This window comes from Erythrobacter sp. RANMB8, from assembly GCF_056848235.1.
In genome coordinates, this window is the sequence record NZ_JBREHG010000002.1 from 199,688 (window position 1) to 222,503 (window position 22,816).

Here is a 22,816-nt window from a genome sequence, read left to right on the forward strand (position 1 = left end):
CTTGGAATGATCGGGATTGATTGTAAATAAAGGACATTATTGGCAGTAATCCTGCCAGCAAGCGGCGCGTGCCGGGCATTGTCCCTCGCAATATCCCGCTTGACCGCCATCTGCCGCCGCGTCACCTTGCCACCCGATGAACAGGGGCCGGATCATCATTGCGCTGCTGGCGGCTGTGGCCGCCGCCCCTGCGCTTCCCCAGCCGGCCTCCAGCCCCAATCAGCCCCCGCCGCACACCGCGCCTTTCCCCGATCTCGGCAGCGGGGAGGGGCGGGCCGAGCGGCGCAAGTCCTACGAACTCAGCCCCGAATTGCAGCGCGGGTTCAGCGCCGCGCAGGTGCGCGAACAGCAGCGCCGGCTCGATGCCGCGCTCGCCGCGCTGCCGCGCCAGACGCCGGGGACGTCTGAGGCCTATGTCCTCACCATCGCGCTCGACAGCGACCCCGTCTTCGCGCGCGAGGCGCGGGAGGCGGCGCGGGTGCTGGGGGCGCGTTACAATGCGAAAGGCCGCACGCTCACGCTGGCCGGGCCGGACGGGACGCGTGACGATCATCCCCACGGATCGATCACCGCGCTGCTGCTGGCGATCAGCCATATCGGCAGCCTGATCGACCCTGCCGAGGATGCGCTGGTGCTCTATACCACCAGCCACGGCATGGATATGGGCCTTGCCTATCACTACGGCGATAGCGGCTATGGCATCCTCAGCCCCGCCAGTCTGAAAGCGGCGCTGGAAGAGGCGGGCATCCGGCGGCGGGTGTTGATCATCTCGGCGTGCTATTCGGGGGTGTTCGTGCCCGCGCTCGCCAGCCCCGACACCGCGATCCTGACCGCCGCTGCCAGCACGCGCACATCCTTCGGCTGCGTGGCGGAGAATGACTGGACCTTCTTTGGCGATGCCCTGATCAACCGCGCGCTGCGCCAGCCGGTCGCGCTGGAAGAGGCGGCGCGGATGGCCGGGCGATCGGTGGCCGAATGGGAGACGCAGGCGCGCTACCTCGCCTCGCTGCCGCAGGTCAGCATCGGACCGGAGGTGGGCACCTGGCTCCCCGCGCTGGAGGCGGGCAAGCCGCGTATCGCCAGCGCACCGGTGGGGCGCCCCGCCTTCGACCAAACGATGCTTACGGCGCCGGCGCCGGTGCGCGCCGGGCAGAAATGATCTTCACCGGCCTGGCGATCATCTCGCCCTTCATTGCGCCTTCGCCCGCGTCGGGATCACGCGGCGCGGCGTGGATCGCGGCGACCACATCCATCCCTTCGGTGACATAGCCGAACATCGCATAGCCGTTGCGCCAGGCGGGATTGTCCGATTTGGGATCGGCATCGAAACCGGTCTGATCCTCGATCATGATGAAGAAATCACCGTCGGCGGTGCCCGGCCCCAGCATCGCCATCGACACGCCGCCATGGGTGTGGGTGAGGCCGGTGACATTGGTTGGTTCATGCGGGATCGGCGCGCGCACCTTCTTCGGATCGCCGCGCGGCCCGCCCTGCAACAAGCCGTTGGGCTGGCGGTCGGCCGGGAAATGGACGGCGCGGTAGAACTCCGTCCCGTCGAGCCGTTTTTCATCGACATACCGCAGGAAATTGCCCGCGGTGACCGGTGCCTTTTCGGTTTCGAGCGCAATGGTGATCGGGCCGAGGCTGGTGGTGATCACCACGCTGACGCTGGCGGCATCGGGGAAAGGACGCTTGCCCGGACGCGAGGTGGGGGCTGCGGCATAGGCTTCGGGCTCGGTCGGGGCTTCGGGCGGCGGCGGGCCCTTGATCTCGAACTTCATCACCAGCGTGCGCTGGCAGCCTTTGCCGGGCTTCGTCTCGCAATTGCGGAAATTGTCGTCCGAGACGAGGTAAAGGAACGTGCGCCCCTGATCCTCGCGCACCGCCAGCCCTTCGAAATTGTCGAGCGTCAGCGGCGGGGCAAGCACGGCGAGGGTCTTGGCATCGGCGTTGGGGGCAAGCGCGACGATGGCGGCGCGATTGCCTTCGCCGGGGTTGAAGCTGCGGAACAGCACGTAGCAGGTGCCATCGGCCTTGCAGGCGGCATCGGTCGGCACGCCGCCCGCTTCGGCGATGCCTTCGGGCGCGGGAAGGTGGAAGCGGGGGGCGCCAAAGGCCGTGGCAAGCAGGCAATTGGGGCGCGCCGGATCGACCCATTCGCCGCAGGCCAGCAGTGTGTTGTCGCTGGCCGCCATGGTTTCGAGACCGCGATTGGGTTCAGCCGAGGCGACCAGTGCAACCATCGCCGCAACATCGCTCCGCCCGGCCGGATCGACCGCACTGCCGCCAGGTTCGGCATATTGCCAGATGCGGTGTTCCTGTTCGAAGGCGATCAGCCATTCGCCGGTCGGCAGACGGGTGAGCGCTTCGGCATCGCCGCGGGTCTTGGCCCCCAGCTTTGCGCCTTTCACATCGCGCAGATCGCCGATCGTGACCGAGGAGATATCGACCATCCTGAGGCCCACATCCTCGGGCGTCAGGATCAGCCAGCGCCCGTCATCGGCGACGGCATGGAGCGCGCCGTCGTGCCATTCAAGGCTGGAAATCCCTCCGATTCCGGCCTTGTCGGGCGCGATCTCCACCCCGCCGCGAAAGATCAGCTCGCCCGCCTCGAAATCGGGCTGCCCTTCGGCCAGTTCGACCGGAGAGGTCAGCGGCAGGAATTCCTCCTGCGCGGCAGCGGGTGCGGGCAGTGCCAGCGCCAGCGATGCGCAAGGAAGGGCGAGGGCGAAAGGGGAAAATGCGCGCAGCCATGTCATTCATCCGGGTGTATCGCCACTTCGACGAAGCGCAAGCCGGAGCGACTGCCGTTCATCGGGGAGCAATGTTTACAGCCGTAGTCGTCGTGACTACAGATGTAATCACAGGCAAGGGAGACGCAGCGTGCCCCCGTCCGATGACAATTCCGGCATGGCCCCGGCCGAACGCATCACCGATGCCGAACACGCCGTGATGGAAGCCTTGTGGAACCGCCCGCGCCAGACCGCTGCCGAGGTGTGCGACACCGTCTGCACCGAACGCGGGTGGAGCCTTGCCACTGTCAAGACGCTGCTCTCGCGGCTGGTGCAGAAGGGCGCGCTGGCGGCCGAGCCTGACGGGCGGCGGTTCCTCTACACCCCGCTGCTGGCCCGCGACGACTATGTCGGCGGCGAATCGCGGCGGCTGCTCGATCGCCTGTTCGGCGGCAATGCCGCTTCGCTGGTGGCGCATCTTGCGGAAAGCGAGGCCTTGACCGCTGATGATCTGGCCGAGATCGAGGCGCTGCTGAAAGGGCTGAAGCCGTGAGCGCGGTTCTGATCGAAACGCTGGTCTGGACCGGCGCGCTGATCGCGGCGGTGCTGGTGCTGCGTCGCCCGGTGGCGAAAAGCTTCGGGCCGCAGGCGGCCTATGCGCTGTGGGCCTTGCCCGCGCTGCGGCTGGTGCTGCCGCCGGTGATCCTTCCTGCATGGATGGCCCCGCCAGAGCCAGCGCCCGCGCCCGCGCCTGATCGCGCCGCGCTGGCAGAGACTGCTTTGCCCCCTGGCGATGCCGCGGGGCTGGCCACAATGACCGCCCCGGCGCCGCTGCCCGCCGCCGAACCCGTTTTCGACGCCGCGCTCGATTGGGCGCAGCTGGGAGAGGCCTTGCTGCTGGTGTGGCTGGCCGGGGCCGGGGTGTTCCTGTGGCGGCGCTTTGCAGCCTATTTCGACCTGCGCGACATGCTGCTGGCCGAAGGGCGCGAGGTCGGGCGGGTGCGGCTGCGGCGCGGAGCGATCCGGCTGGTGGAAACGTCTGCGACAGCCGCGCCGCTCGCCTTCGGGGTGATCGACCGCGTGATCGCCTTGCCGCCCGGCTTCATGGCGCTGGCTGACCGGCAGGCCCGCGATCTGGCGCTGGCGCATGAACTGGCGCACCACCGGGGCGGCGATCTGCTGGTCAATGTGCTGGTGCAGCCGCTGTTCGCGCTGCACTGGTTCAATCCGCTGGGCCGCTATGGCTGGCTGGCGCTGCGCCGCGATCAGGAAGCGGCGTGCGATTCCCGCGTGCTGGCAGACCGCCCCGCGCAGGAGCGTGCCGCCTATGCTGCGCTGATCACCCGATTTGCCACCGCCCCGGCGCTGTCCGGCGGCGCGGCCCTGTCAGCGCCGATGGCCTGTCCGGTGCTGGGCGAGAAATCCATCATTCACCGTCTGAGGAGCCTGTCGATGTCCGATCTTTCCCCCCGTCGCCGCATGGCGGGCCGTGCGCTGCTGGGCGCGGGCCTGCTGGCCCTGCCGCTGACCGCGTCGATCAGCTACGCCGCGAGCGAGGCAGCCCGCACAGAGGCTCCCGCGCCGCCTGCACCCCCTGCGCCTCCGGCTCCGCCCGCCGCGCCCGATGCGCCCGTGCCTCCGCCGCCGCCCGCGCCGCCCGAAGCGCCCGCCATCGAAGCGATCATCGCAGTCGATCCCGATGGCGCTGCCGGGGACGACAATACCGAGGTGATCGAACAGGTGATCCGCACCGAGGATGGCAAGGAAAAGCGCGTGCGGATGGTGTTCCGCGGCAAGCCCGAAGCCTTCCACTGGCATGACAAGGCCCGCGAAGGCGCTGCCGCCGGCGAGCGGGAGAGGCACGAGGCGATGCGCAAGTCGCTCGAAGTCGCGCTGGCCGAGGCGGAGAAGGCACGCGCCGATGCACCGCGCATTGTCCGTCTGACGCGGATCGAGGCCGATGCCGCCCGCGGCGCGGCGCCCCGCGTGATCATGATGGACAAGTGCGACGGCGAGCCGACCGAGACCATCACCGGCAGGGATGGCAAGAAGGTCATGCTGTTCTGCAAATCCCGCGTGATCGGATCGGCGCTGCAAGGCCTGGAGGAAGCCCGCGCCGAGATCGCAAAGGACGCCGACATCCCTGAAGATGCCCGCAAGCAGGTGCTCGAAACGCTCGACCGGCAGATCGCGCGCTGGAAGGCCACTGAGGGCTGATACCAAGGCGCGATGAGCTTGACTCATCACGCCTCGGTTAAGCCCGTGCGGCGCCTGAGCATTTCCAGCGCGTGATGCGTCAGCATCTTAGCGCGCTGGTATGAGGCAGCCTATCTTTCGGCAGGCTTGGGGCGGGCCGGATAGGCGCAGCCGCGGCCCAGCCCCCAGCCTTTGAGGAAGGCACGCCGCGCCATGCCGGCGGTGTAGGCGGCGCGCATGGCGCGGTCATTGCTGGCTGCGCCTGTCACCTCGCGCACGATCCCGCGAAACGGGATGATCGAGCCGACGATGCTCTGCCCGATCCGGCCCTCGCTGATGCGGTCTTTCCCGTCGCCTTCGGCAATGTCGTAATCCGCGCCCAGCACGCTATCGAGCGCCGCGATTTCGGTGACGAGGGCATTGCAGCGCTTGAGCCCTTCGGTGGCATAGGGGGCAGCGGCAGCCTTTTGCAGCACCTCGGGAATGTCGCGGGCGTCGATATTGAGATCGCGCAGCGGGGTCTTGGCCACTTCCTTCACATCGGGTTCGGGCATTACCTGCGCCGCGGCGGGCGCACCCGCCGATGCAAGGGGCAGGGCGAGCGCGCCAAGCGGAGCAAGGAACCGGCGCGCCAACATCATTCGAAGAAGACGTTGCAGGCCGACAGGCTGCGGCTTTCCAGACCCAACCGCAGCGCATCCATGCGCTGGCGGCTGGTGCCGTGGGTGAAGCTTTCGGGATTGACCCGCTGGCCGGCGTTGCGCTGCAAGGTATCGTCACCAATGGCGCTGGCGGCCTTCAGACCTTCTTCGAGATCGCCCGGCTCTATCAGGTTGCGGTTCTGGCTGGCCCACATCCCGGCATAGCAATCGGCCTGCAACTCCATTGCCACCTGCAACCGGTTGGCGGCGGCGGGATTGCGTTGCTGCGCCTCGCGCACCTTGGGCGACAGGCCGGTGATGGTCTGGATGTGGTGGCCATATTCATGCGCCAGCACATAAAGCCGCGCAAAATCGCCGCCGGTTCCCGCCATCTGCGCCAGCTGGTCGTAGAAGCTGGTGTCGATATAGATGCCCTTGTCTGCCGGGCAGTAGAACGGCCCCACCGCCGATGTCGCACTGCCGCAGCCTTGCGTGGTCACGCGGCCATCGCGGTAGAGATCGAGCACCGGCTGTTCGAAGGGAATGTTGCTGCGCGCAAAGGCGGCTTCCCAGGTGGTGTTGAGGCTGGTGAGCGCGTTGCAGGCTTCGGTGGCATAGGCGCTGGTGGCGCAGACCTGTTCCTCGGTGAGGTCATTCCCGCCGCCTGCCTGCACCGGCCCGGCCTGCTGCTGCACGCCTTGCACCATGCCGATGGTCTGCATCGGATCGAGCCCGAACACCACCGCCCCGATCAGCGCGATCACCAGCGTGCCGCAGCCGATCCCGCCGGCCCGGCCAACCCCGCCGCCACCACCGGCGCTGCTGGAGCGGACCTTGATGTTGCCCGTGTCGAACGGCCCCAAGCGCATAAGCAATCCTCCCTTTCGCGCCCGCGATGAGCAATTTGCTGGACAGCCGCAATCGCTGCGGCAAAAGCTGGCGCGACTGGCCCGAACGTGCAGGAGTTGCGGCAAATGCTCAAGGAAAAGCGTGCACTTGTCACCGGCTCGACATCGGGAATCGGGCTGGCAATCGCACGCGCCTTTGCCGCCGAAGGGGCAGAGGTCATCCTCAACGGGTTGGGCGATCCCGACGAGATCGCCGCTTTGTGCGATGAACTGGGGGCAACCTATCACGGCGCCAACCTGATGAAACCCGACGAAATCGCAGCAATGATGGCGGCGGTCGGCCCGGTCGATATTCTCGTCAACAATGCCGGGATGCAGCACGTCGCCCCGGTCGAGGAGTTTCCGCCCGAAAAGTGGGATGCGATCATCGCGCTCAACCTTTCGGCTGCGTTCCATACGACCCGCCTCGCGGTGCCGGGGATGAAGGCCAAGGGCTGGGGCCGGATCATCGCCACGGCCAGCGCGCATTCGCTCACCGCCTCCCCGTTCAAGAGCGCCTATGTCGCGGCCAAGCACGCGATGGCGGGCTTCACCAAGACCATCGCGCTGGAACTGGCGACCCACGGGATCACCGCCAATTGCATCTCGCCCGGCTATGTCTGGACGCCGCTGGTGGAAAACCAGATCCCCGACACCATGGCCGCACGCGGGATGACCCGCGAGCAGGTGATGAACGACGTGCTGCTTGCCAAGCAGCCGACCAAGAGCTTTGTCCTGCCCGAAGATGTCGCCGCGATGGCGCTGTTCCTGTGCGGCGATGCGGCGCGCAACATTACCGGCGCGAATTATTCGATCGACGGGGGCTGGACCGCGGAATGAGCGCCGCCCGCTTCAGGCTGCTGGTTGTCCTGCTGGCGAGCCTGTGGCTGGCTGCCTGTGCCCGCCCGCCGGTCGAAAGCGCGCAGGTCAGTGACCGCGATGCCATCGCGGCGCGGATGATGGCCGATATCGAAGTGCTCGCCAGCGACGGCTTTGGCGGGCGCAAGCCGGGCACGCCGGGCGAAGAGGCGACGCTCGCCTTCCTCGAACAGCGCATGGGCGGAATCGGGCTGGTTTCGGGAACGGGCGATCCGGGCTCCTACTGGCGAATGCCGGTCGATCTGGTGTCGACCCGTGCGCTGTCCGGCCAGCTGACCCTGACACAGGGCCGCAACAGCGTGATCGTGCCCGAAAGCGATGCGGCGGTGTTCACCCCGCGCCGCCGTGCGCTGGCCACCAGCGGCCCGGCGACGGGCGTTCCGGTGGTGTTTGTCGGCAAGGGTGACGGGCTGGTGCTGTCCGATGACAGGGCGGGGGCGGTGGCGGTGATGCTGGCCGATCCCGGCCGCGACACCGCACGGCGCGCAGCACTGTTCGATCAGCGCGCAACGGCCGTGGTCACCGTCGTTCCCGACGAGGCAGCGATTGCCCGCCTGCGCCGCAGCGGATCGCGCGAACGCGTGCGCCTCGCCAGCGAGGACCGCGATACGCTGTCGGCCTATGTCACCGATGCCGCGATGGCCGGTGTGATGGGCGAGGCCCGCTGGGCGCGGCTGAAGGCCGATGCCGAAGCGGCGGATTTCTCCCCGATCGAGATCAACCTCGCGATCACGCTCGAAGCATCGGCAGAACGGCGCGAGTTCACCAGCTACAATCTGGTCGGCAAGATCCCCGGCAGCACGCCTGAGGCAGGCGCGGTGCTGCTGCTCGGCCATTGGGATCATCTGGGCGAATGCGGTGCTGCCGATGCCGAAGACCGCATCTGCAACGGGGCGGCGGACAATGCCAGCGGGATCGCCGCGATGCTGGAGCTGGCGCAGCGGCTGAAATCAGGCCCGGTGCCGGGACGCGACATCTACGTGCTCGCCACCACGGCAGAGGAATCCGGCCTGCTCGGCGCACGCGCCTTTGCGCAGGATCCGCCACTGGAATTGTCGCGGATCGTGGCCGCGTTCAATTTCGATATGGTCGCGGTTGCTCCGGCGGGCAGCGCGCTGGGCTTCATCGGGCAGGGCTCGACCCCGCTCGACAGCGTGATCATCGACCACGTGGCGAAGGGCGGACGCACGTTGGGCGATGCGGCGCTCGCTGCCAGCTTTGTCCAGCGGCAGGATGGCGCGGCGCTGCTCAATGCGGGCGTGCCCACGGTGCTGCTGTCGAGCAGCTATGGCACCCGCGAGATCCTGCAACCCTTCCTCTCCAGCCGCTATCACCGGCCATCCGATACGGCGGCGGCGCTCGATCTGTCGGGCGCGGTGGAGGATCTGCTGCTGCACGAAGGCCTGATCCGGATGATCGCCGATCCGGCGCGTTACCAGCCGCCCGAGCCTGTCCTGCAAAGCGAAGAGGCTGCACCCTAGCGCTGGCGCACATCTGCGGTTACATGGGCCGCCACGATTCTCCGGCACAGGAGAACCCTCTCTCATTCTCGCGAAAGTGGCGCCCATGGATATCCCGCTCGGTCTGACCTTCGATGACGTTCTGCTCCGCCCGGCGGAAAGCAGCGTCTTGCCGAGCATGGCGGATACCTCCACCCGCCTGACCCGCGACATCGCGCTCAATATCCCGGTGCTCTCCTCGGCGATGGACACCGTGACCGAGGCGGACATGGCGATCGCCATGGCGCAGCTGGGCGGCATCGGCGTGCTGCACCGCAATCTCGATATCGACGCGCAGTGTGCCGCTGTGCGGGCGGTGAAGCGCTATGAAAGCGGCATGGTGGTGAACCCCATCACCATTCACCCCGACGCCACGCTGGGCGAGGCGCAGGCGCTGATGCAGGCCAACCGGATCAGCGGGATTCCGGTGGTTGACGCAGGTGGCAAGCTGGTCGGCATCCTCACCAACCGCGACGTGCGCTTTGCCGAAAATCCCCTGCAGCCCGTGCGCGAGCTGATGACGACCGAGAATCTGGCCACCGTTCCGCTTGGCACCGGGCAGGAAGAGGCGCGCCGTCTGCTCCATGCCCGCCGGATCGAAAAGCTGCTGGTGGTCGATGATGCCTTCCACTGCATCGGCCTCATCACGGTCAAGGACATTGAAAAGGCGGTGAACTACCCCCACGCCACCAAGGACGGCACGGGCCGCCTGCGCGTGGCGGCGGCGACCACGGTGGGCGATGCCGGCTTTGCCCGCACCGAAGCGCTGGTCGAGGCGGAAGTCGACGTGATCGTGATCGACACCGCCCACGGCCACAACATCGAAGTCGCCCGCGCGGTCGAGCGGGTGAAGAAGCTCTCCAACGCGGTGCAGGTGATCGCGGGCAATGTCGCCACCGCCGAGGCGACGCGCGCGCTCGTCGATGCCGGGGCCGATGCGGTCAAGGTCGGGATCGGGCCGGGCTCGATCTGCACCACCCGCGTTGTCGCGGGAGTGGGCGTGCCGCAGCTGACCGCGATCATGGAAAGCGCGGCCGAAGCTGCCAAGTCGGGCGTGCCGGTGATCGCCGATGGCGGCCTGCGCACAAGCGGTGACGCGGCCAAGGCGCTGGCGGCAGGCGCTTCCAGCGTAATGATCGGATCGATGCTCGCCGGCACCACCGAAAGCCCGGGCGAGGTGTTCCTCTATCAGGGCCGCAGCTACAAGGCCTATCGCGGCATGGGCTCTGTCGGCGCGATGGCGCGCGGCTCGGCTGATCGTTATTTCCAGCAGGACGTTTCGGCGATGAAGCTGGTGCCCGAAGGGATCGAGGGCCAGGTGCCGTTCAAGGGCCCTGCCGCCGATGTCGTCCACCAGCTGGTGGGCGGGATCAAGGCGGCGATGGGCTACACCGGCTCTGCCACCATCACCGACCTGCAACAGCGTGCGCAATTCGTGCGCATCACCAATGCGGGCCTTTCGGAAAGCCACGTGCACGATGTCGCGATCACCCGCGAGGCTCCCAATTACCCGACGCGCTGAGGCCTCGATATGACACCCGCCGCTAGAATACAGGCGGCGATCGAGCTGCTCGACGCGATCATCCCTGCCGCCCGCAGCAAGGGCGCGCCGGCTGACCGGATCATTGCCGATTATTTCCGCGCCCGCCGCTATGCCGGATCGAAAGACCGGCGGGCGGTGCGCGATCTGGTCTATCAGGCGATCCGCCTGTGCGGGCCGGTGCCCGAAAGCGGGCGGGCGGCGATGCTGGCGGTGGCCGGGCAGGACGAAGCCATTGCGGGCCTGTTCGATGGCTCGCCCCATGGCCCCGCGCCGAAGGGCGATGGCGAAGAGGCGGCGAAAACCGGCCTTGCGCCCAAGTGGCTGGCCGCGCTGCTGCGCAATTCCGGCCTTGGCGGGCGCGAGATTGCCGCGCTGCTGGGCCGCGCTCCGCTCGATGTGCGGGTCAATGCCTTGAAGGCCGACCGCGCGGGGATCGACCTGCCCGAAACGGGCGAGCCGCTCGCCTGCGCGCAGGGGCTGCGGTTCCCCTCCGGCACGCCGGTCGAACAGTGGGACGCCTATACCCAAGGCCTGATCGAAGTGCAGGATCTCGGCAGCCAGCTGATTGTCGAGGCGCTGCCGGTGGCGCCGGGCGATACGATCATCGATCTGTGCGCCGGCGGCGGGGGCAAGACGCTGGCGCTGGCCGCAAGGCTGGGCAATGCCGCAAGCCTGATCGCTGCCGATACCGACAAGCGCCGCCTCGGCAACCTTGCCCCGCGTGCCGCCCGCGCCGGTGCGGCGATCGATCAGGTCGTGCTGCTCGATCCGGGCCGCGAGATGCAGGCGCTCGCACCGTGGCAGGGCAAAGCCGATCACGTGCTGGTCGATGCGCCGTGCTCTGGCAGCGGGACATGGCGGCGCAGCCCCGAAGGGCGCTGGCGACTCGATCCGGCAGAGCTTGCGCGGCTGAACCAGTTGCAGGACCACGTGCTCGATCTGGCAGCGCAGCTGGTGCGGCCCGGCGGCAGCATCGGCTTCGTCACCTGCTCGGTGCTCGATGCCGAAGGGGCGGACCGCGTGGCGGCCTTCCTCGTGCGCCATCCCGGCTGGCAGGCAGAGCCGCTTTCCCTGCCATCGGGACGGGAGCGCGGGGGCGGAATCCGGCTCGATCCGCTCCACGACGGCACGGATGGTTTTTTCATCGCCTGCTTGCGTTCACCATGATAGCTTCGCATGATATGACCCAGCCCATCGGTTTCCGGTCTCATGCACTGAAGGAGCTTCTGATGCGTTTTGCAGCCCCTGCTGCCGCTCTGTCCCTGTGTCTGGCCATGTCGGCGAGCGTGCTGAACGCAGGCGCCGGCGCAACCCCCGATCCGCGGGCCGCCGCGCTGATTGCGCAAGGGCGTGCGGCGTTGAACGCGGGCGAGACGCAGGCGGCGGTCGATGCCTTCGAAGCGGCGCTGGCGGTTGATCCGTCCTACACCCCGATCTTCATCGATCTGGGCGAGGCTGCGCGCCAGAGCGGGCTTCAGGGCAAGGCGATCCGTTACTACCGCGAGGCGCTGGAGCGTGATCCGGGCAATTTCGCCGCGATTTCGGGCGAGGGCGCGGCGCTGGTGGAAAAGGGCGCGCTGGAAAAGGCCAAGCGCAATCTGGCCAAGCTGCAAAGCCTGTGCGGCGATCGCTGCCCCGAAACCGTTGCCCTGCAAAGCACCATCGCCCGCGGGCCTGCCGCAAGGCTGGCGGCAGACACGGCGGAAGGCGCGCCGGTCAGCAACTGACAGGCGTCAGATCAGCGGCAGGAATTCTGCCACCAGCTCCTCGTAAACCGCCCGCTTGAAGGGCACGATCAGCTCCGGCAGCAGCCTCGGCTCGATCCAGCGCCATGCGTGGAACTCGGGCGGATCGTGCGCTTCAAGGTTGATGTCGCTATCCTGCCCGAGGAACCGGCCGAGGAACCAGTATTGTTCCTGCCCGCGATACTTGCCCTTCCACACCCGGCCCAGCAGCTCGGGCGGCAGATCGTAGAGGAACGGGCGCGATCCCTGCGCGATGATCTCGACCATGTGGGCCGCGACGCCGATCTCCTCTTCCAGCTCGCGCAGGGCGGCGCTGCGCACGTCCTCGCCCTTGTCGATCCCGCCCTGCGGCATCTGCCAGAAGCCGTGGGCCGAGGCATCGATCCGCTCGCCGACGAACACGAGGCCTTCGCGGTTGACGAGCATGAAGCCCGCGCAGGGGCGGTAGGGGAGGCTGTCGGGGTTCATGCGGGGTTCGCCAGCATGAACTGCATCGCGGCGATGATCCGTTCAAGATCGCGCTGGGTCGAAGGTACCATCTGCCTGAGGTTGGTGAAGGAATGCGTCACCCCGCGCATTTCGAGGAACACGCAGTCGCGGCCCGCATCCACCAGCGCCTTGGCATAGGCGCGGCCCGAATCGCGGATCGGATCGAGACCGGCGGTGACGACGATGGTGGGGGGAGCGCCCGTGTGATCGCCCAGAATCGGAAAGCCCCGCGGGTCGGCGCGGTCGGCGCCATAGGCGGCATCGAAAAAGGCCATGGTTTCGGCGGTCAGCAGATAGCCCTCGGAGAAGGCGGCCATGCTCTGCGAACCAATGGCGTCGGCCACCAGCGGGAAGACGGGGACTTGCAGCACCACGGGGACGGCGGCGGGGTTGGCGGCGAGCAATTGCCCGACGACCACCGTGGCATTGCCGCCCGCGCTGTCGCCGATGGTGATGATGCCGCTGGCGCTGCGGCCCAGTTCGGCGGGGCTTCCTGCCACCCAGCGCGTCGCGGCTTCGCAATCGAGGATCGCGGCGGGGAAGGGGGCTTCCGGCGCGAGCGCGTAATGCACCGCCACCAGCGGCAGATCGATCAGCGCGGCGATCTCGGTGCACAGCGCGTGATGGGTATCGAGATCGCCGATCACGAAGCCACCGCCGTGGTAGAAGACGATCACCGGCGAGGGTTCGGTGCGGCTCTCGCGTGCGTCATAAAGGCGCAGCGGAATGTCGCCGCCGGGGCCGGGACAGGCGAGATCGCGGATCACGGGGAGGGCGCGGGCCGGACGGTCGGCGATGCCATGCATCTTCACATAGGAATCACGCGCTTCGGCCAGCGTCATGTCGGCCATCTTCGGCCCGTTCACCTGCGCCATCATGTCGAGGAAGGCCTTCATGTCGGGGCGGATATAGGGCGCGTCGGTCATTGCTGGTTTTCTCCCGTGTCTGTTGGCGGTGCGATAGGCGCTGGCTGCGCGGATTTCCACTCGCTTGATTGAGGGTGGCGCGCTAACCGGCAAAGCGATGGACAATCTGACACATAGCCTTGTCGGCGCGGTGCTGGGGCAGGCGGGGCTGAAGCGCACCACGGGCCTTGCGATGCCGGCGCTGATCATCGGCGCGAACCTGCCGGACGTGGATGCGGCATGCTTCTTCTGGCTGGAGGGCACCGAGCACCTTGGCTTCCGCAGAGGCATCACCCACGGACCGCCCGCGCTGGTGTTGCTGCCGCTGATATTGGCGGGGATGCTGTGGGCGTTTGACCGCTGGCAGACCAAGCGCGGCACGCGGCCCGAAGCGCGGCTGCCGGTGCGGTTTGGCTGGCTCTACGCGATGGCGTTTATCGGCTGCCTGAGCCACCCCTTCTTCGACTGGCTCAACGTCTACGGCATCCGGCTGCTGGAGCCGTTCTCCTCGCAATGGTTTTATGGGGATACGCTGTTCATCATCGACCCGTGGCTTTGGGCGATGCTGATTGCGAGCGTCTGGATGTCGCGGCGGCGGGAGAAGGCGGGGGCGGAGTGGATGCGGCCCGCGCGGGTGGGGATTGCTGCGGTGCTCGCCTATATCGGGGTGAATAGCTGGATTTCATTCGTTAAGGCTGAACCAGTCGACGCTTCGGCTCAAGTGATCAGTAGTCCGCTGCCAGTTCTTTCGTTTGCTAGAGAGCAGCTCTCCGGGAGCAACGGCGTTTGGTTTTACTGGGACGATTCTGCACAGAACTGGATACCAATCCAGCGCTCTACAACCCAATGCAAGCTCCCCGACCTGACCGAGGCCCGCCGCACCAATTCCCAACTCGACGCCTTCCTGTTCTGGTCGCGCGCGCCCTTTGCGACGCGGGCGGCTGACGGCTCGGTGATCCTCTACGATGCCCGCTTCTACGATCCGCGCGCGCGGGACCGGTTCTCGGTCGCCTTGCCGGATGTGCGGTGTGAGGAACTTACCCAGCCCTAATTCGTCATTGCGAGCGAAGCGAAGCAATCCATGGACCGCACTCTTCGTCCATGGATTGCCGCGGGGACTGCGTCCCCTCGCAATGACGACGGATTGAAAGACCATCATGACCCAAATCGTCTGGCTGCGGCGCGATCTGCGCTTGGCTGATAACCCTGCGCTCTATCACGCCGCCAAGGCTGGCCCCGTCATCGCGGTCTATGTCCTCGATGACGAAAGCCCCAGGCACCACGCCTATGGCGGGGCCTCGCGCTGGTGGCTGCATCACTCGCTGGCGAGCCTTGCCAAGAGCCTCGAAGCCAAGGGCAGCAAGCTGATCCTGCGGCGCGGGGAGGCTGTGGCGGAGCTGACCAAGCTGGCGCAGGAAACGGGCGCGAGCACCATCCACGCCAACTGCCATTACGAACCCTGGTGGCGCAATGCCGAGCGCAAGCTGGCCAAGAGCCTCGACCTCAAACTCTACCACGGCAATTACCTGATGCCGCCGGGCAGCATCACCACCGGCACCGGGGGGCAGTACAAGATCTACACCCCTTTCAGCCGCGCCGTGCGGGCCGAATTCCCGCCGCGCACCGAAGTCCCCGCGCCCGAGCGTCTCGAAGCCCCGGCGACATGGCCTGCCTCCGACGATCTGGCGTCTTGGAACCTCCTCCCCACCAAGCCCGACTGGGCCGGGGGAATGCGCGATTTCTGGGAGGTGGGCGAGGATGCCGCCCACGCGCGCCTCGCCGCATGGGAAGCGGACGTCGACGACTATGACGACAAGCGCAACCTGCCGAGCGTGGACAAGGTCTCGCGCCTCTCGCCGCACCTGCATTTCGGGGAAATCTCGCCGATCCAGATCTGGCACCGCTTCAAGGACCGCCGCTCGAAGGGTTGGGAGACCTTCGAGGGCGAGCTGATCTGGCGCGACTATTCGCAGAATGCGATCCTGCAATTCCCCAAATACGCGACGCAAAACTACCGCGAGGATTTCGACCGCTTTCCCTGGCGCGATCCCGCGACCGATCCGGCGGCCGCGCGTGACCTGAAGGCATGGCAGCAGGGCCGCACCGGTTACCCGATCGTCGATGCCGGAATGCGTCAGCTGTGGCAGACCGGGTGGATGCACAACCGCGTGCGGATGATCACCGCCAGCTTCCTCATCAAGCACCTGCTGATCGACTGGCGCGAGGGGGAGAAGTGGTTCTGGGATACGCTGTGCGATGCCGACTACGCCTCCAACGCCACCAACTGGCAGTGGACCGCAGGGACGGGGGTGGATTCCAATATGTTCAGCCGGATCATGGCACCGCTCAGCCAGTCGGAGAAGTTCGACGCCGCGCGCTACATCCGCACCTATGTTCCGGAATTGAAGGGGCTGGAGGAGCCTTACGTCCACGATCCCGAGGAATTCGGGCGGCGGCCTGCGGGCTACCCCCGCAAGATCGTGCCGCACAAGGCGGCGCGCGAACGGGCGCTGGCGGCGCTCAAGGCGATGAAGGACGCCTGAGGGGCTTGCCCACAAGCCCCGCGCCCGCCTAAGCCTGATGCCGAGACAATAACACGGGAGAGAGTGATGCGCGGGATCGGAACCTTGGCTGCGAGCGCGGCGTTGGCGGCACTTCTGGCGGCAGCGTCCGGACCGGCTGCGGCGCAGGAGCCGCTTGCCGTCAGGCTGGCGCCGGAGGGTGAAGTCACGCTGACCCAGCCTCCGGCGCGTGACCAGTCGGACCTTCAGGTGCTGTTCTGGAGCGACGAACAGCGCAGCCAGCGCTTCCGGGCGATGGAGCAGTGGTTCGCCGGACACGAAGTCCCCGCGCCGGTCTCCACCCGCCCGCTGGAAAAGGGCACACCGCTCAGCCCCGCGCTTCAGGCCGAGATCACCGCGCTGATGAAGGCCACCGGCACCGCAGGTGTAATGGTGCTGGCCGATGGCAAGGTGGTGCACGAGGAATATGGTCTCGGGATGGGGCCGAAGGACCGCTGGACCAGCTTTTCGGTCGCCAAGAGCTTCACCTCGACCCTGCTGGGCGCGGCGGTGAAGGATGGCAAGATCGCCAGCATGGATGATCCGGTGGTGAAATATATCCCCGGCTTGGCAGGTAGCGCCTATGACGGCGTCACCGTGCGCCAGCTTGCCACCATGACCAGCGGGGTGCGCTGGAACGAGGATTACACCGATCCCAACAGCGATGTGGCGCAGATGAACCGCTTTGTGGTCGAATACGGCGCGGATGCGATCGTCGCCCAGATGAAGGCGCTCCCGCGCGAGGCGGAGCCGGGGACCAAGTGGGTCTACAAGACCGGCGAGACCAATCTGATCGGCTTGCTGGTGGAAAATGCGGTCGGCATGTCGCTCGCCGAATATGCCCAGCACCACATTGTTGCCGCTGCCGGGTTCGAGGGCGGGCTGTTCTGGATGGTCGATCCGCGCGGCGGCAATATCGGCGGGTGCTGCCTCTCGATCCGGCTGTCAGACTATGCGCGCATGGGCCAGTTTGCGCTCGAAGGCGGCGGGGCCGAGGTGCCGCTGGACTGGTTTGCCGAGGCGACCGACAGTGCGGTCGATTTCGGCGACAGCGGCTTTGGCTATGGCTACCAGTGGTGGACCTATCCGCAGGGCACCTATGGCGCGCAGGGAATCTTCGGGCAGGGGATCACGATCTTCCCCGAACAGAAGGTGGTGTTCGCCTATATCGGAAACTGGGCCACCGCGAGCGGCGGGCCGGAACGCGGGCAGTTCCTCGACCTCGCCCGCAAGGTTGCCGCCAGCGTCGAAAAGTAGGACAGGTTTGCGGGGATCTAGACCCGTTTAGACCCCCTCTAGACCCCTTTTAGACCACTTTCAGGCCTGATTTCGCCGATGTTTCACGTGAAACATCGCCTCTGGGGGCGTGGTCAGATCACCTGCCGGTAAACGCCGACATTGCTGTAGCGTTGCAGGATGTTGTCGTGGACGATCGGGCTCAGCAATTCGCTGAAGGCACAGCCGACGATGCAGTTGTCCCACCACACCACCTCGGCCTGAAGCGCCTCCAGCCCCGGCAGGGTCAGCCAGCACAGCTGGCCTTCGTGCATGCGGTTGATCGAGGCGGCGGAAAAGCCCGAGATCGAAAGATCGTGGACCACGCTCTGGAACGCACGGCCGCCCGATGCCCGCAAGGTCGCGGGGATCGTCAGCCGGGTGCGCGGGGCGCAGCGATCTTCCTGCGCAGCCTTGCGATAGGTGTCTGAATCATGCGGCATCGCTGTCAACCCTGTCTCGGAAACCTGCGGTCTTTCGATAATCTGGTCCGCATGCGCCTATGCAGACCAAATCCCTAAAGGCAGATTTCAACCAAAGGTTAACGCGGTGCTAGGGACGATTGCCGGTCAGTCGATCCGTTCGCGGTGGAGATTGTCAAACCCCTGAACCAGCAGGGCAACCAACCGCTCGGCCACGACTTCGGGGGCCTTGACCGTCTGCGGGTCTTCGCCCGGATAGGCACGGGCGCGCATCTCGGTGCGGGTCGCGCCGGGATCGATGATCGCCACCCGCAGCGGGCTCAGACGCTCGACCTCGGCGGCATAGGTCGCCAGCAGGTTTTCAAACGCCGCCTTGGTCGATCCGTATGCGCCCCAATAGGGACGCGGCGCCGCACCGACCGAGCTGGTGAGGCCGATGATCCGCCCGGCCTCGGCACGGCGCAGCATCTGGTCGAACCCGGCGATCAGCGCCTGCGTGGCGACCACATTGGTCAGCAGCGCCTGGTTGAACTGCTTGGGCTCGATCTGCGAGGCCGGGGTCAGTTCGGGCAGATAGGCCGCCGCGAGCACCATGATGTCGAGCGTCTGCCAGCGGCCGGCGATGGCTTCGGCCAGCCGGGTCACGGCGTCAGGCTCGGTCAGATCGATCGGGGCAATGGTCGAAGTGCCGCCAGCTGCGTGGATGTCATCCTCCACCGCCTCCAGCGCCTTCACCTTGCGGGCGACGAGGATGACGTGCGCACCGGCGGCGGCAAGCGCCTTGGCGGTGGCAGCGCCGATGCCGCGGCTGGCGCCGGTGACAAGCGCGGTGCGCCCGGAAAGCGGTTTACTGGTGTCGGTCATGATCTGTCAGGCAGCCTTGGGGTCGGCAAAGGGAAGCTCGGCAGCCTTTTGTTCGGCCAGCGCGAGGTCGGTCAGCGAGGTGGGATAATCGCCGGTGAAGCAGGCATCGCAGAACTGCGGGCAGGCGGCATTGCGCCCCTGCGAGCCGACGGCGCGATAGAGGCCATCAATCGAGATGAAGGCGAGGCTGTCGGCCTTGATGAATTCGCGCATCGGCTCCAGCTCCATGCGCGCGGCGAGCAGCTTGGAACGTTCGGGGGTGTCGACCCCGTAGAAGCAGGAATGCGCGGTCGGCGGGCTGGCGACGCGGAAGTGGACCTCGGCAGCGCCCGCCTCGCGCATCATCTCGACGATCTTGAGGCTGGTGGTGCCGCGCACGATCGAATCGTCGATCAGCACGATCCGCTTGCCTTCGACCAGCGAGCGGTTGGCGTTGTGCTTGCGCTTGACGCTCGAATGGCGGACGCTGTCGGACGGCTGGATGAAGGTGCGCCCGACATAGTGCGAGCGGATGATGCCAAGCTCGAACGGCACGCCCGAGGCTTGCGCAAAACCGATCGCGGCCGGCACGCCGCTGTCGGGCACGGGCACGACCAGATCGGCCTCTGCCGGAGCCTCGAGCGCCAGCTGCATCCCGATCGCCTTGCGGGTTTCATAGACGCTGCGGCCTGCAAACACGCTGTCGGGGCGGCTGAAATAGACGTGTTCGAAAATGCAGGGGCGCGGCGCGGGGCTGCCGAAGGGGCGGACCGAGCGGATCTCGCCCGAGAAATCGACCAACACCAGTTCGCCCGGCTCAACCTCGCGGATCACCTCGGCGCCGACGACATCGAAGGCGACCGTTTCCGAGGCGAACAGGATCGCCTCGCCCATGCGGCCCATCACCAGCGGACGGATGCCGAGCGGATCGCGGCAGGCGATCATGCCTTCGGGCGTCATCACGATCAGCGCATAGGCACCCTCGACCAGCCGCAGCGCGTCCACCAGCCGGTCGGCGATGGTAGGGTAACGGCTGGTGGCGACGAGGTGGATGATCACTTCGGTGTCCGAGGTCGACTGGAAGATCGACCCCTTGTTCACCAGATCGGCGCGCAGCATCATCGCGTTCGAGATATTGCCGTTATGCGCCACGGCAAAGCCGCCGCTCGCCAGATCGGCATAGAGCGGCTGGACGTTCCTGAGGCCCGATCCGCCGGTGGTTGAATAGCGAACGTGGCCCGCTGCCATGTGGCCCGGCAGCCCGGCGATGGCATCGGGCGAGGAGAAGTTTTCCGCCACATGGCCAAGCCCGCGGCGCGAATAGAATTCCTTGCCGTCCCAGCTGACGATTCCTGCTGCTTCCTGGCCGCGATGCTGGAGCGCATGCAGGCCCAGCGCGGTCGCCGCAGAGGCGTCAGAGGCGTTGATCGCGCCGAAAATACCGCATTCTTCCCGCAGCTTGTCGCCATCGGCGTCAAGGAAGGGGTGAGTCACATTGATGGGTGTCATCGGCATCACCAGACCTGTTCGCGGGATCACCGCCGGAGCGCACCGCCCCAATGGCGATGTGACGGATCAATTACAAGGAAAAGCGCACCCGCGATGCCCGCCTTTTTGCTGACCGGCGTGTGACATCAGGTTGCTGCGGGGGACAGGATTGTGCGCGGGATTGCGACCGTGCCGCCTGCGCACTACAGGCATTGTTCACACAACAGGCAGCACTGACCCTCTCATGCTTTCCCCGTTCGAATGGATGATCGCCAAACGCTACCTCTGGCCCGGCAAGGGGGAGGCGTTCATCGCGCTGGTGGCCGGTATTTCGGTCGGCGTGGTGATGCTCTCGGTCGCGCTGTTGATGGTGGTGATGAGCGTGATGAACGGCTTTCGCGCGGAACTGCTCGACAAGATCGTGGGGCTGAACGGCCATGCCATCGTGCAGGCTTACGGCGGGCGGCTGGATAACTGGCAGAGCGTGCTGGCGAACCTTGAGCGTACGCCCGGCGTCACCTCGGCCTCGCCGCTGATCGAACAGCCGCTGCTGACCAGCTACAATGGCCGGGTCGAGGCGGTGTTCGTGCGCGGCCAGACCGACGAGGACATCAGGGACCTCGGCGAAAAGGTGATCCTCGGCGATATCGGCAGCCTCTACCAGCCTTCGGCGCAGGGCGCGGCGGGCAAGGTCGCGATCGGATCGCGACTGGCGCAGAACATCGGGGCGCGGGTGGGCGACACCATCACGATCATCAATCCGCAGGGCCGTGCGACACCCTTCGGCACCTCGATCCGCCAGATCGGCTACGAAGTCGGCGCGATCTTCGAAGTGGGCATCTATGACTACGACGAAAAGTTCGTGGTGCTCCCCATCAAGGACGCACAGACCCTGCTGCTGATGGGCGATTCCATCGGCATGATCGAAGTCACCGTGGAAGACCCCGACCGGGTGGGCGAAATCCTCAAGCCCGTGGCCGACCGGCTGTCAGGGCGGGCGGTGATTGCCGACTGGAAGACAATCAACTCCGCCCTGTTCGAAGCGCTTCAGGTGGAGCGGGTGGCGATGTTCTTCGCATTGAGCTTCATGGTGCTGGTGGCGGCGTTCAACATCCTGTCGAGCCTGGTGATGCTGGTGCGCGCGAAGACCCGCGACATCGCGATCATGCGCACGATGGGGGCAACACGGCGATCCTTGCTCAAGATCTTTGTCACCACCGGCACCACCGTGGGCGCAATCGGCACCTTTGCCGGGCTGGTGCTGGGGTCGATCGTGCTGTTCTTCCGCGAGCCGATTGTCAGCTTCATCGCCTTTACCACCGGCCAGCAGATCTGGGATCCGCAGGTGCGTTTCCTCTCCACCCTGCCTTCGCGCACCGATCCGTGGGAAATCGCGGGCATCGTGACGCTGGCGCTGGTGATGAGCTTCCTTGCCACGCTCTATCCGGCGTTCAAGGCGGCCAATACCGATCCGGTGCAGGTGCTGCGTTATGAATAGTGCCGCCGCCGCCCAATCTCCAATCGTCAGCCTGAAGGGCCTGAAGCGCGCGTTCGAGCAGGGGGGCACGCGCATCGAGGTGCTGCGCGGGGTCGATCTCGAGATCATGCCGGGCGAGATCGTCGCGCTGCTCGGCCCCTCTGGCTCGGGCAAATCGACCATGCTGCAAGCGGTCGGCCTGCTCGAAGGCGGGTTCGAAGGCTCGATCAGCATCGCGGGGGAACGGGCCGAAGACCTCGCCAGCGATGAACGCACCCGGCTGCGGCGCGAGCATCTGGGCTTTGTCTACCAGTTCCACCATCTGCTGCCCGATTTCGACGCGCGCGAGAATGTGGTGATGCCGCAGATGATCCGCGGCGTTCCCCGCGCCGAAGCCGAAGCGCGGGCAGACAGCCTGCTGGAAAGCCTCGGCCTTGGCCACCGCCTGACTCACCGGCCCAGCCAGCTTTCGGGCGGCGAACAGCAGCGCGTGGCGGTCGCCCGCGCGCTTGCCAACCGGCCGACGCTGGTGCTGGCTGACGAGCCGACCGGCAATCTCGACGAGAAAACCTCCGATGCTGTGCTCGGCCAGTTCCTCGGCCTCGTGCGGGGCGAGGGCAGCGCCGCGCTGGTGGCGACCCATAACGAACGCCTCGCCGCGCGCATGGACCGCGTGGTGCGCCTCAAGGATGGTGTGCTGATCAACGGGTTTTGAAGAAGGAACCGGGCCTATGACGACGATTGCCGACTTCACCGTAACCACCAACCGCGGCGAAAGCCTCGACCTGAAGGACAAGCTTGGCACGGTGCTGCTGGTGGTCAACACCGCCAGCAAATGCGGTTTTACCCCGCAGTATGACGGGCTGGAAAAGCTCTACCAGCAATACAAGGATCGCGGGTTCGAGGTACTGGGCTTCCCCTGCAACCAGTTCGGCGCGCAGGAGCCGGGCAATGCCGACGAGATTGCCGAGTTCTGCAAGGTCAATTTCGGTGTCACCTTCCCGCTGATGGCCAAGGTGGAGGTCAACGGTGCGCACGCCTCGCCGCTCTACGACTGGCTCAAGACATCGGCCAAGGGGCTGATGGGGTCGACCTCGATCAAGTGGAACTTCACCAAGTTCCTGATCGACCGGACAGGCAAGGTGGTGAAGCGTTACGGCCCGACCGACAAGCCCGAAGCCATCGCAAGGGACATTGAAGCGCTGCTGTAATTTTTCCCGCCCCTGTGGAGAAT

22 protein-coding genes are annotated in these 22,816 nt (G+C 66.5%); 14 read left to right on the top strand and 8 right to left on the bottom strand.

What is annotated here, in order from left to right; genetic code table 11:
* Positions 1-136: 136 nt before the first annotated feature.
* Positions 137-1,159 carry a C13 family peptidase gene (locus tag ACU0AG_RS04040; RefSeq protein ID WP_482780978.1) on the top strand — a complete coding sequence of 341 codons (1,023 nt, stop codon included), beginning with the start codon at positions 137-139 and terminating at the stop codon, positions 1,157-1,159.
* Here ACU0AG_RS04040 and ACU0AG_RS04045 read toward each other — a convergent pair.
* Complete coding sequence (locus ACU0AG_RS04045) at positions 1,122-2,759, bottom strand: esterase-like activity of phytase family protein (RefSeq protein ID WP_482780979.1); 1,638 nt, start codon at positions 2,757-2,759, stop codon at positions 1,122-1,124. The two genes, ACU0AG_RS04040 and ACU0AG_RS04045, sit on opposite strands and share 38 nt — an antisense overlap.
* A 151-nt stretch (positions 2,760-2,910) precedes the next feature.
* Between ACU0AG_RS04045 and ACU0AG_RS04050 the strand changes: the two genes are divergently transcribed.
* Both ACU0AG_RS04050 and ACU0AG_RS04055 read left to right on the top strand, forming a co-directional pair.
* Positions 2,911-3,285, top strand: coding sequence for a BlaI/MecI/CopY family transcriptional regulator (locus ACU0AG_RS04050; protein ID WP_482781393.1), 375 nt, complete (start codon positions 2,911-2,913; stop codon positions 3,283-3,285).
* Positions 3,282-4,949, top strand: coding sequence for a M56 family metallopeptidase (locus ACU0AG_RS04055; RefSeq protein WP_482780980.1), 1,668 nt, complete (start codon positions 3,282-3,284; stop codon positions 4,947-4,949). Before ACU0AG_RS04050 ends, ACU0AG_RS04055 begins: the two co-directional genes overlap by 4 nt.
* Positions 4,950-5,059: 110 nt before the next feature.
* Here the strand turns inward: ACU0AG_RS04055 and ACU0AG_RS04060 are convergent, their stop codons facing one another.
* Both ACU0AG_RS04060 and ypfJ read right to left on the bottom strand, forming a co-directional pair.
* Positions 5,060-5,569, bottom strand: a complete 510-nt coding sequence (locus tag ACU0AG_RS04060; protein ID WP_482780981.1) for a hypothetical protein — start codon at positions 5,567-5,569, stop codon at positions 5,060-5,062.
* A complete protein-coding gene (gene ypfJ / locus ACU0AG_RS04065) occupies positions 5,566-6,438 on the bottom strand; it encodes a KPN_02809 family neutral zinc metallopeptidase (protein WP_482780982.1) in 873 nt (290 codons plus the stop codon). Before ypfJ ends, ACU0AG_RS04060 begins: the two co-directional genes overlap by 4 nt.
* Positions 6,439-6,543: 105 nt before the next feature.
* On the opposite strand from ypfJ, the gene ACU0AG_RS04070 reads away from it, so the two are divergent.
* The 5 genes from ACU0AG_RS04070 to ACU0AG_RS04090 all read left to right on the top strand — a co-directional run bounded on the left by ACU0AG_RS04070 (position 6,544) and on the right by ACU0AG_RS04090 (position 12,104).
* Entirely contained in the window at positions 6,544-7,296 is a 753-nt protein-coding gene (locus ACU0AG_RS04070) for a 3-hydroxybutyrate dehydrogenase (RefSeq protein ID WP_482780983.1), read from the top strand.
* Entirely contained in the window at positions 7,293-8,816 is a 1,524-nt protein-coding gene (locus ACU0AG_RS04075) for a M20/M25/M40 family metallo-hydrolase (RefSeq protein ID WP_482780984.1), read from the top strand. The genes ACU0AG_RS04070 and ACU0AG_RS04075 overlap by 4 nt, the downstream gene beginning before the upstream one ends.
* Positions 8,817-8,901: 85 nt before the next feature.
* Positions 8,902-10,356 (top strand): IMP dehydrogenase, encoded by a 1,455-nt coding sequence (guaB, locus tag ACU0AG_RS04080; RefSeq protein ID WP_482780985.1) that lies wholly within the window; start codon positions 8,902-8,904, stop codon positions 10,354-10,356.
* A gap of 9 nt (positions 10,357-10,365) precedes the next feature.
* The gene (locus ACU0AG_RS04085) at positions 10,366-11,544 is read left to right on the top strand and encodes an RsmB/NOP family class I SAM-dependent RNA methyltransferase (RefSeq protein ID WP_482780986.1); all 1,179 of its coding nucleotides are present in this window, start codon (positions 10,366-10,368) and stop codon (positions 11,542-11,544) included.
* Positions 11,545-11,606: 62 nt separating this feature from the next.
* Positions 11,607-12,104 carry a tetratricopeptide repeat protein gene (locus tag ACU0AG_RS04090; RefSeq protein WP_482780987.1) on the top strand — a complete coding sequence of 166 codons (498 nt, stop codon included), beginning with the start codon at positions 11,607-11,609 and terminating at the stop codon, positions 12,102-12,104.
* A gap of 6 nt (positions 12,105-12,110) precedes the next feature.
* Here ACU0AG_RS04090 and ACU0AG_RS04095 read toward each other — a convergent pair whose 3' ends face one another.
* Both ACU0AG_RS04095 and ACU0AG_RS04100 read right to left on the bottom strand, forming a co-directional pair.
* Complete coding sequence (locus tag ACU0AG_RS04095; protein ID WP_482780988.1) at positions 12,111-12,590, bottom strand: RNA pyrophosphohydrolase; 480 nt, start codon at positions 12,588-12,590, stop codon at positions 12,111-12,113.
* Positions 12,587-13,537 (bottom strand): alpha/beta hydrolase, encoded by a 951-nt coding sequence (locus tag ACU0AG_RS04100; RefSeq protein ID WP_482780989.1) that lies wholly within the window; start codon positions 13,535-13,537, stop codon positions 12,587-12,589. Before ACU0AG_RS04100 ends, ACU0AG_RS04095 begins: the two co-directional genes overlap by 4 nt.
* Positions 13,538-13,634: 97 nt before the next feature.
* Here ACU0AG_RS04100 and ACU0AG_RS04105 point away from each other — a divergent pair, with 97 nt between their 5' ends.
* The 3 genes from ACU0AG_RS04105 (at position 13,635) to ACU0AG_RS04115 (ending at position 17,334) form a co-directional block, all read left to right on the top strand.
* Positions 13,635-14,567, top strand: a complete 933-nt coding sequence (locus tag ACU0AG_RS04105) for a metal-dependent hydrolase (protein ID WP_482780990.1) — start codon at positions 13,635-13,637, stop codon at positions 14,565-14,567.
* Positions 14,568-14,673: 106 nt separating this feature from the next.
* Entirely contained in the window at positions 14,674-16,059 is a 1,386-nt protein-coding gene (locus ACU0AG_RS04110) for a cryptochrome/photolyase family protein (RefSeq protein WP_482780991.1), read from the top strand.
* Between the two features lie 66 nt (positions 16,060-16,125).
* Positions 16,126-17,334, top strand: coding sequence for a serine hydrolase domain-containing protein (locus tag ACU0AG_RS04115; protein ID WP_482780992.1), 1,209 nt, complete (start codon positions 16,126-16,128; stop codon positions 17,332-17,334).
* Between the two features lie 113 nt (positions 17,335-17,447).
* Here ACU0AG_RS04115 and ACU0AG_RS04120 read toward each other — a convergent pair whose 3' ends face one another.
* From ACU0AG_RS04120 to purF, 3 genes are all read right to left on the bottom strand, one after another.
* On the bottom strand, positions 17,448-17,795 hold the full coding sequence (locus tag ACU0AG_RS04120) for a PilZ domain-containing protein (protein WP_482780993.1): 348 nt from the start codon (positions 17,793-17,795) through the stop codon (positions 17,448-17,450).
* Between the two features lie 126 nt (positions 17,796-17,921).
* The gene (locus ACU0AG_RS04125; protein WP_482780994.1) at positions 17,922-18,638 is read right to left on the bottom strand and encodes an SDR family NAD(P)-dependent oxidoreductase; all 717 of its coding nucleotides are present in this window, start codon (positions 18,636-18,638) and stop codon (positions 17,922-17,924) included.
* 6 nt (positions 18,639-18,644) lie between these two features.
* Positions 18,645-20,132: an amidophosphoribosyltransferase gene (gene purF / locus ACU0AG_RS04130; RefSeq protein ID WP_482780995.1), complete on the bottom strand. Its 1,488-nt coding sequence runs from the start codon at positions 20,130-20,132 to the stop codon at positions 18,645-18,647.
* 217 nt (positions 20,133-20,349) lie between these two features.
* On the opposite strand from purF, the gene ACU0AG_RS04135 reads away from it, so the two are divergent.
* From ACU0AG_RS04135 to ACU0AG_RS04145, 3 genes are read left to right on the top strand one after another with little or no spacing between them, the layout of a single operon-like run.
* Positions 20,350-21,603, top strand: coding sequence for a lipoprotein-releasing ABC transporter permease subunit (locus ACU0AG_RS04135; RefSeq protein ID WP_482780996.1), 1,254 nt, complete (start codon positions 20,350-20,352; stop codon positions 21,601-21,603).
* Positions 21,596-22,297 carry an ABC transporter ATP-binding protein gene (locus ACU0AG_RS04140; RefSeq protein ID WP_482780997.1) on the top strand — a complete coding sequence of 234 codons (702 nt, stop codon included), beginning with the start codon at positions 21,596-21,598 and terminating at the stop codon, positions 22,295-22,297. Before ACU0AG_RS04135 ends, ACU0AG_RS04140 begins: the two co-directional genes overlap by 8 nt.
* 16 nt (positions 22,298-22,313) lie before the next feature.
* Entirely contained in the window at positions 22,314-22,793 is a 480-nt protein-coding gene (locus ACU0AG_RS04145; RefSeq protein ID WP_482780998.1) for a glutathione peroxidase, read from the top strand.
* Positions 22,794-22,816: the final 23 nt, after the last annotated feature.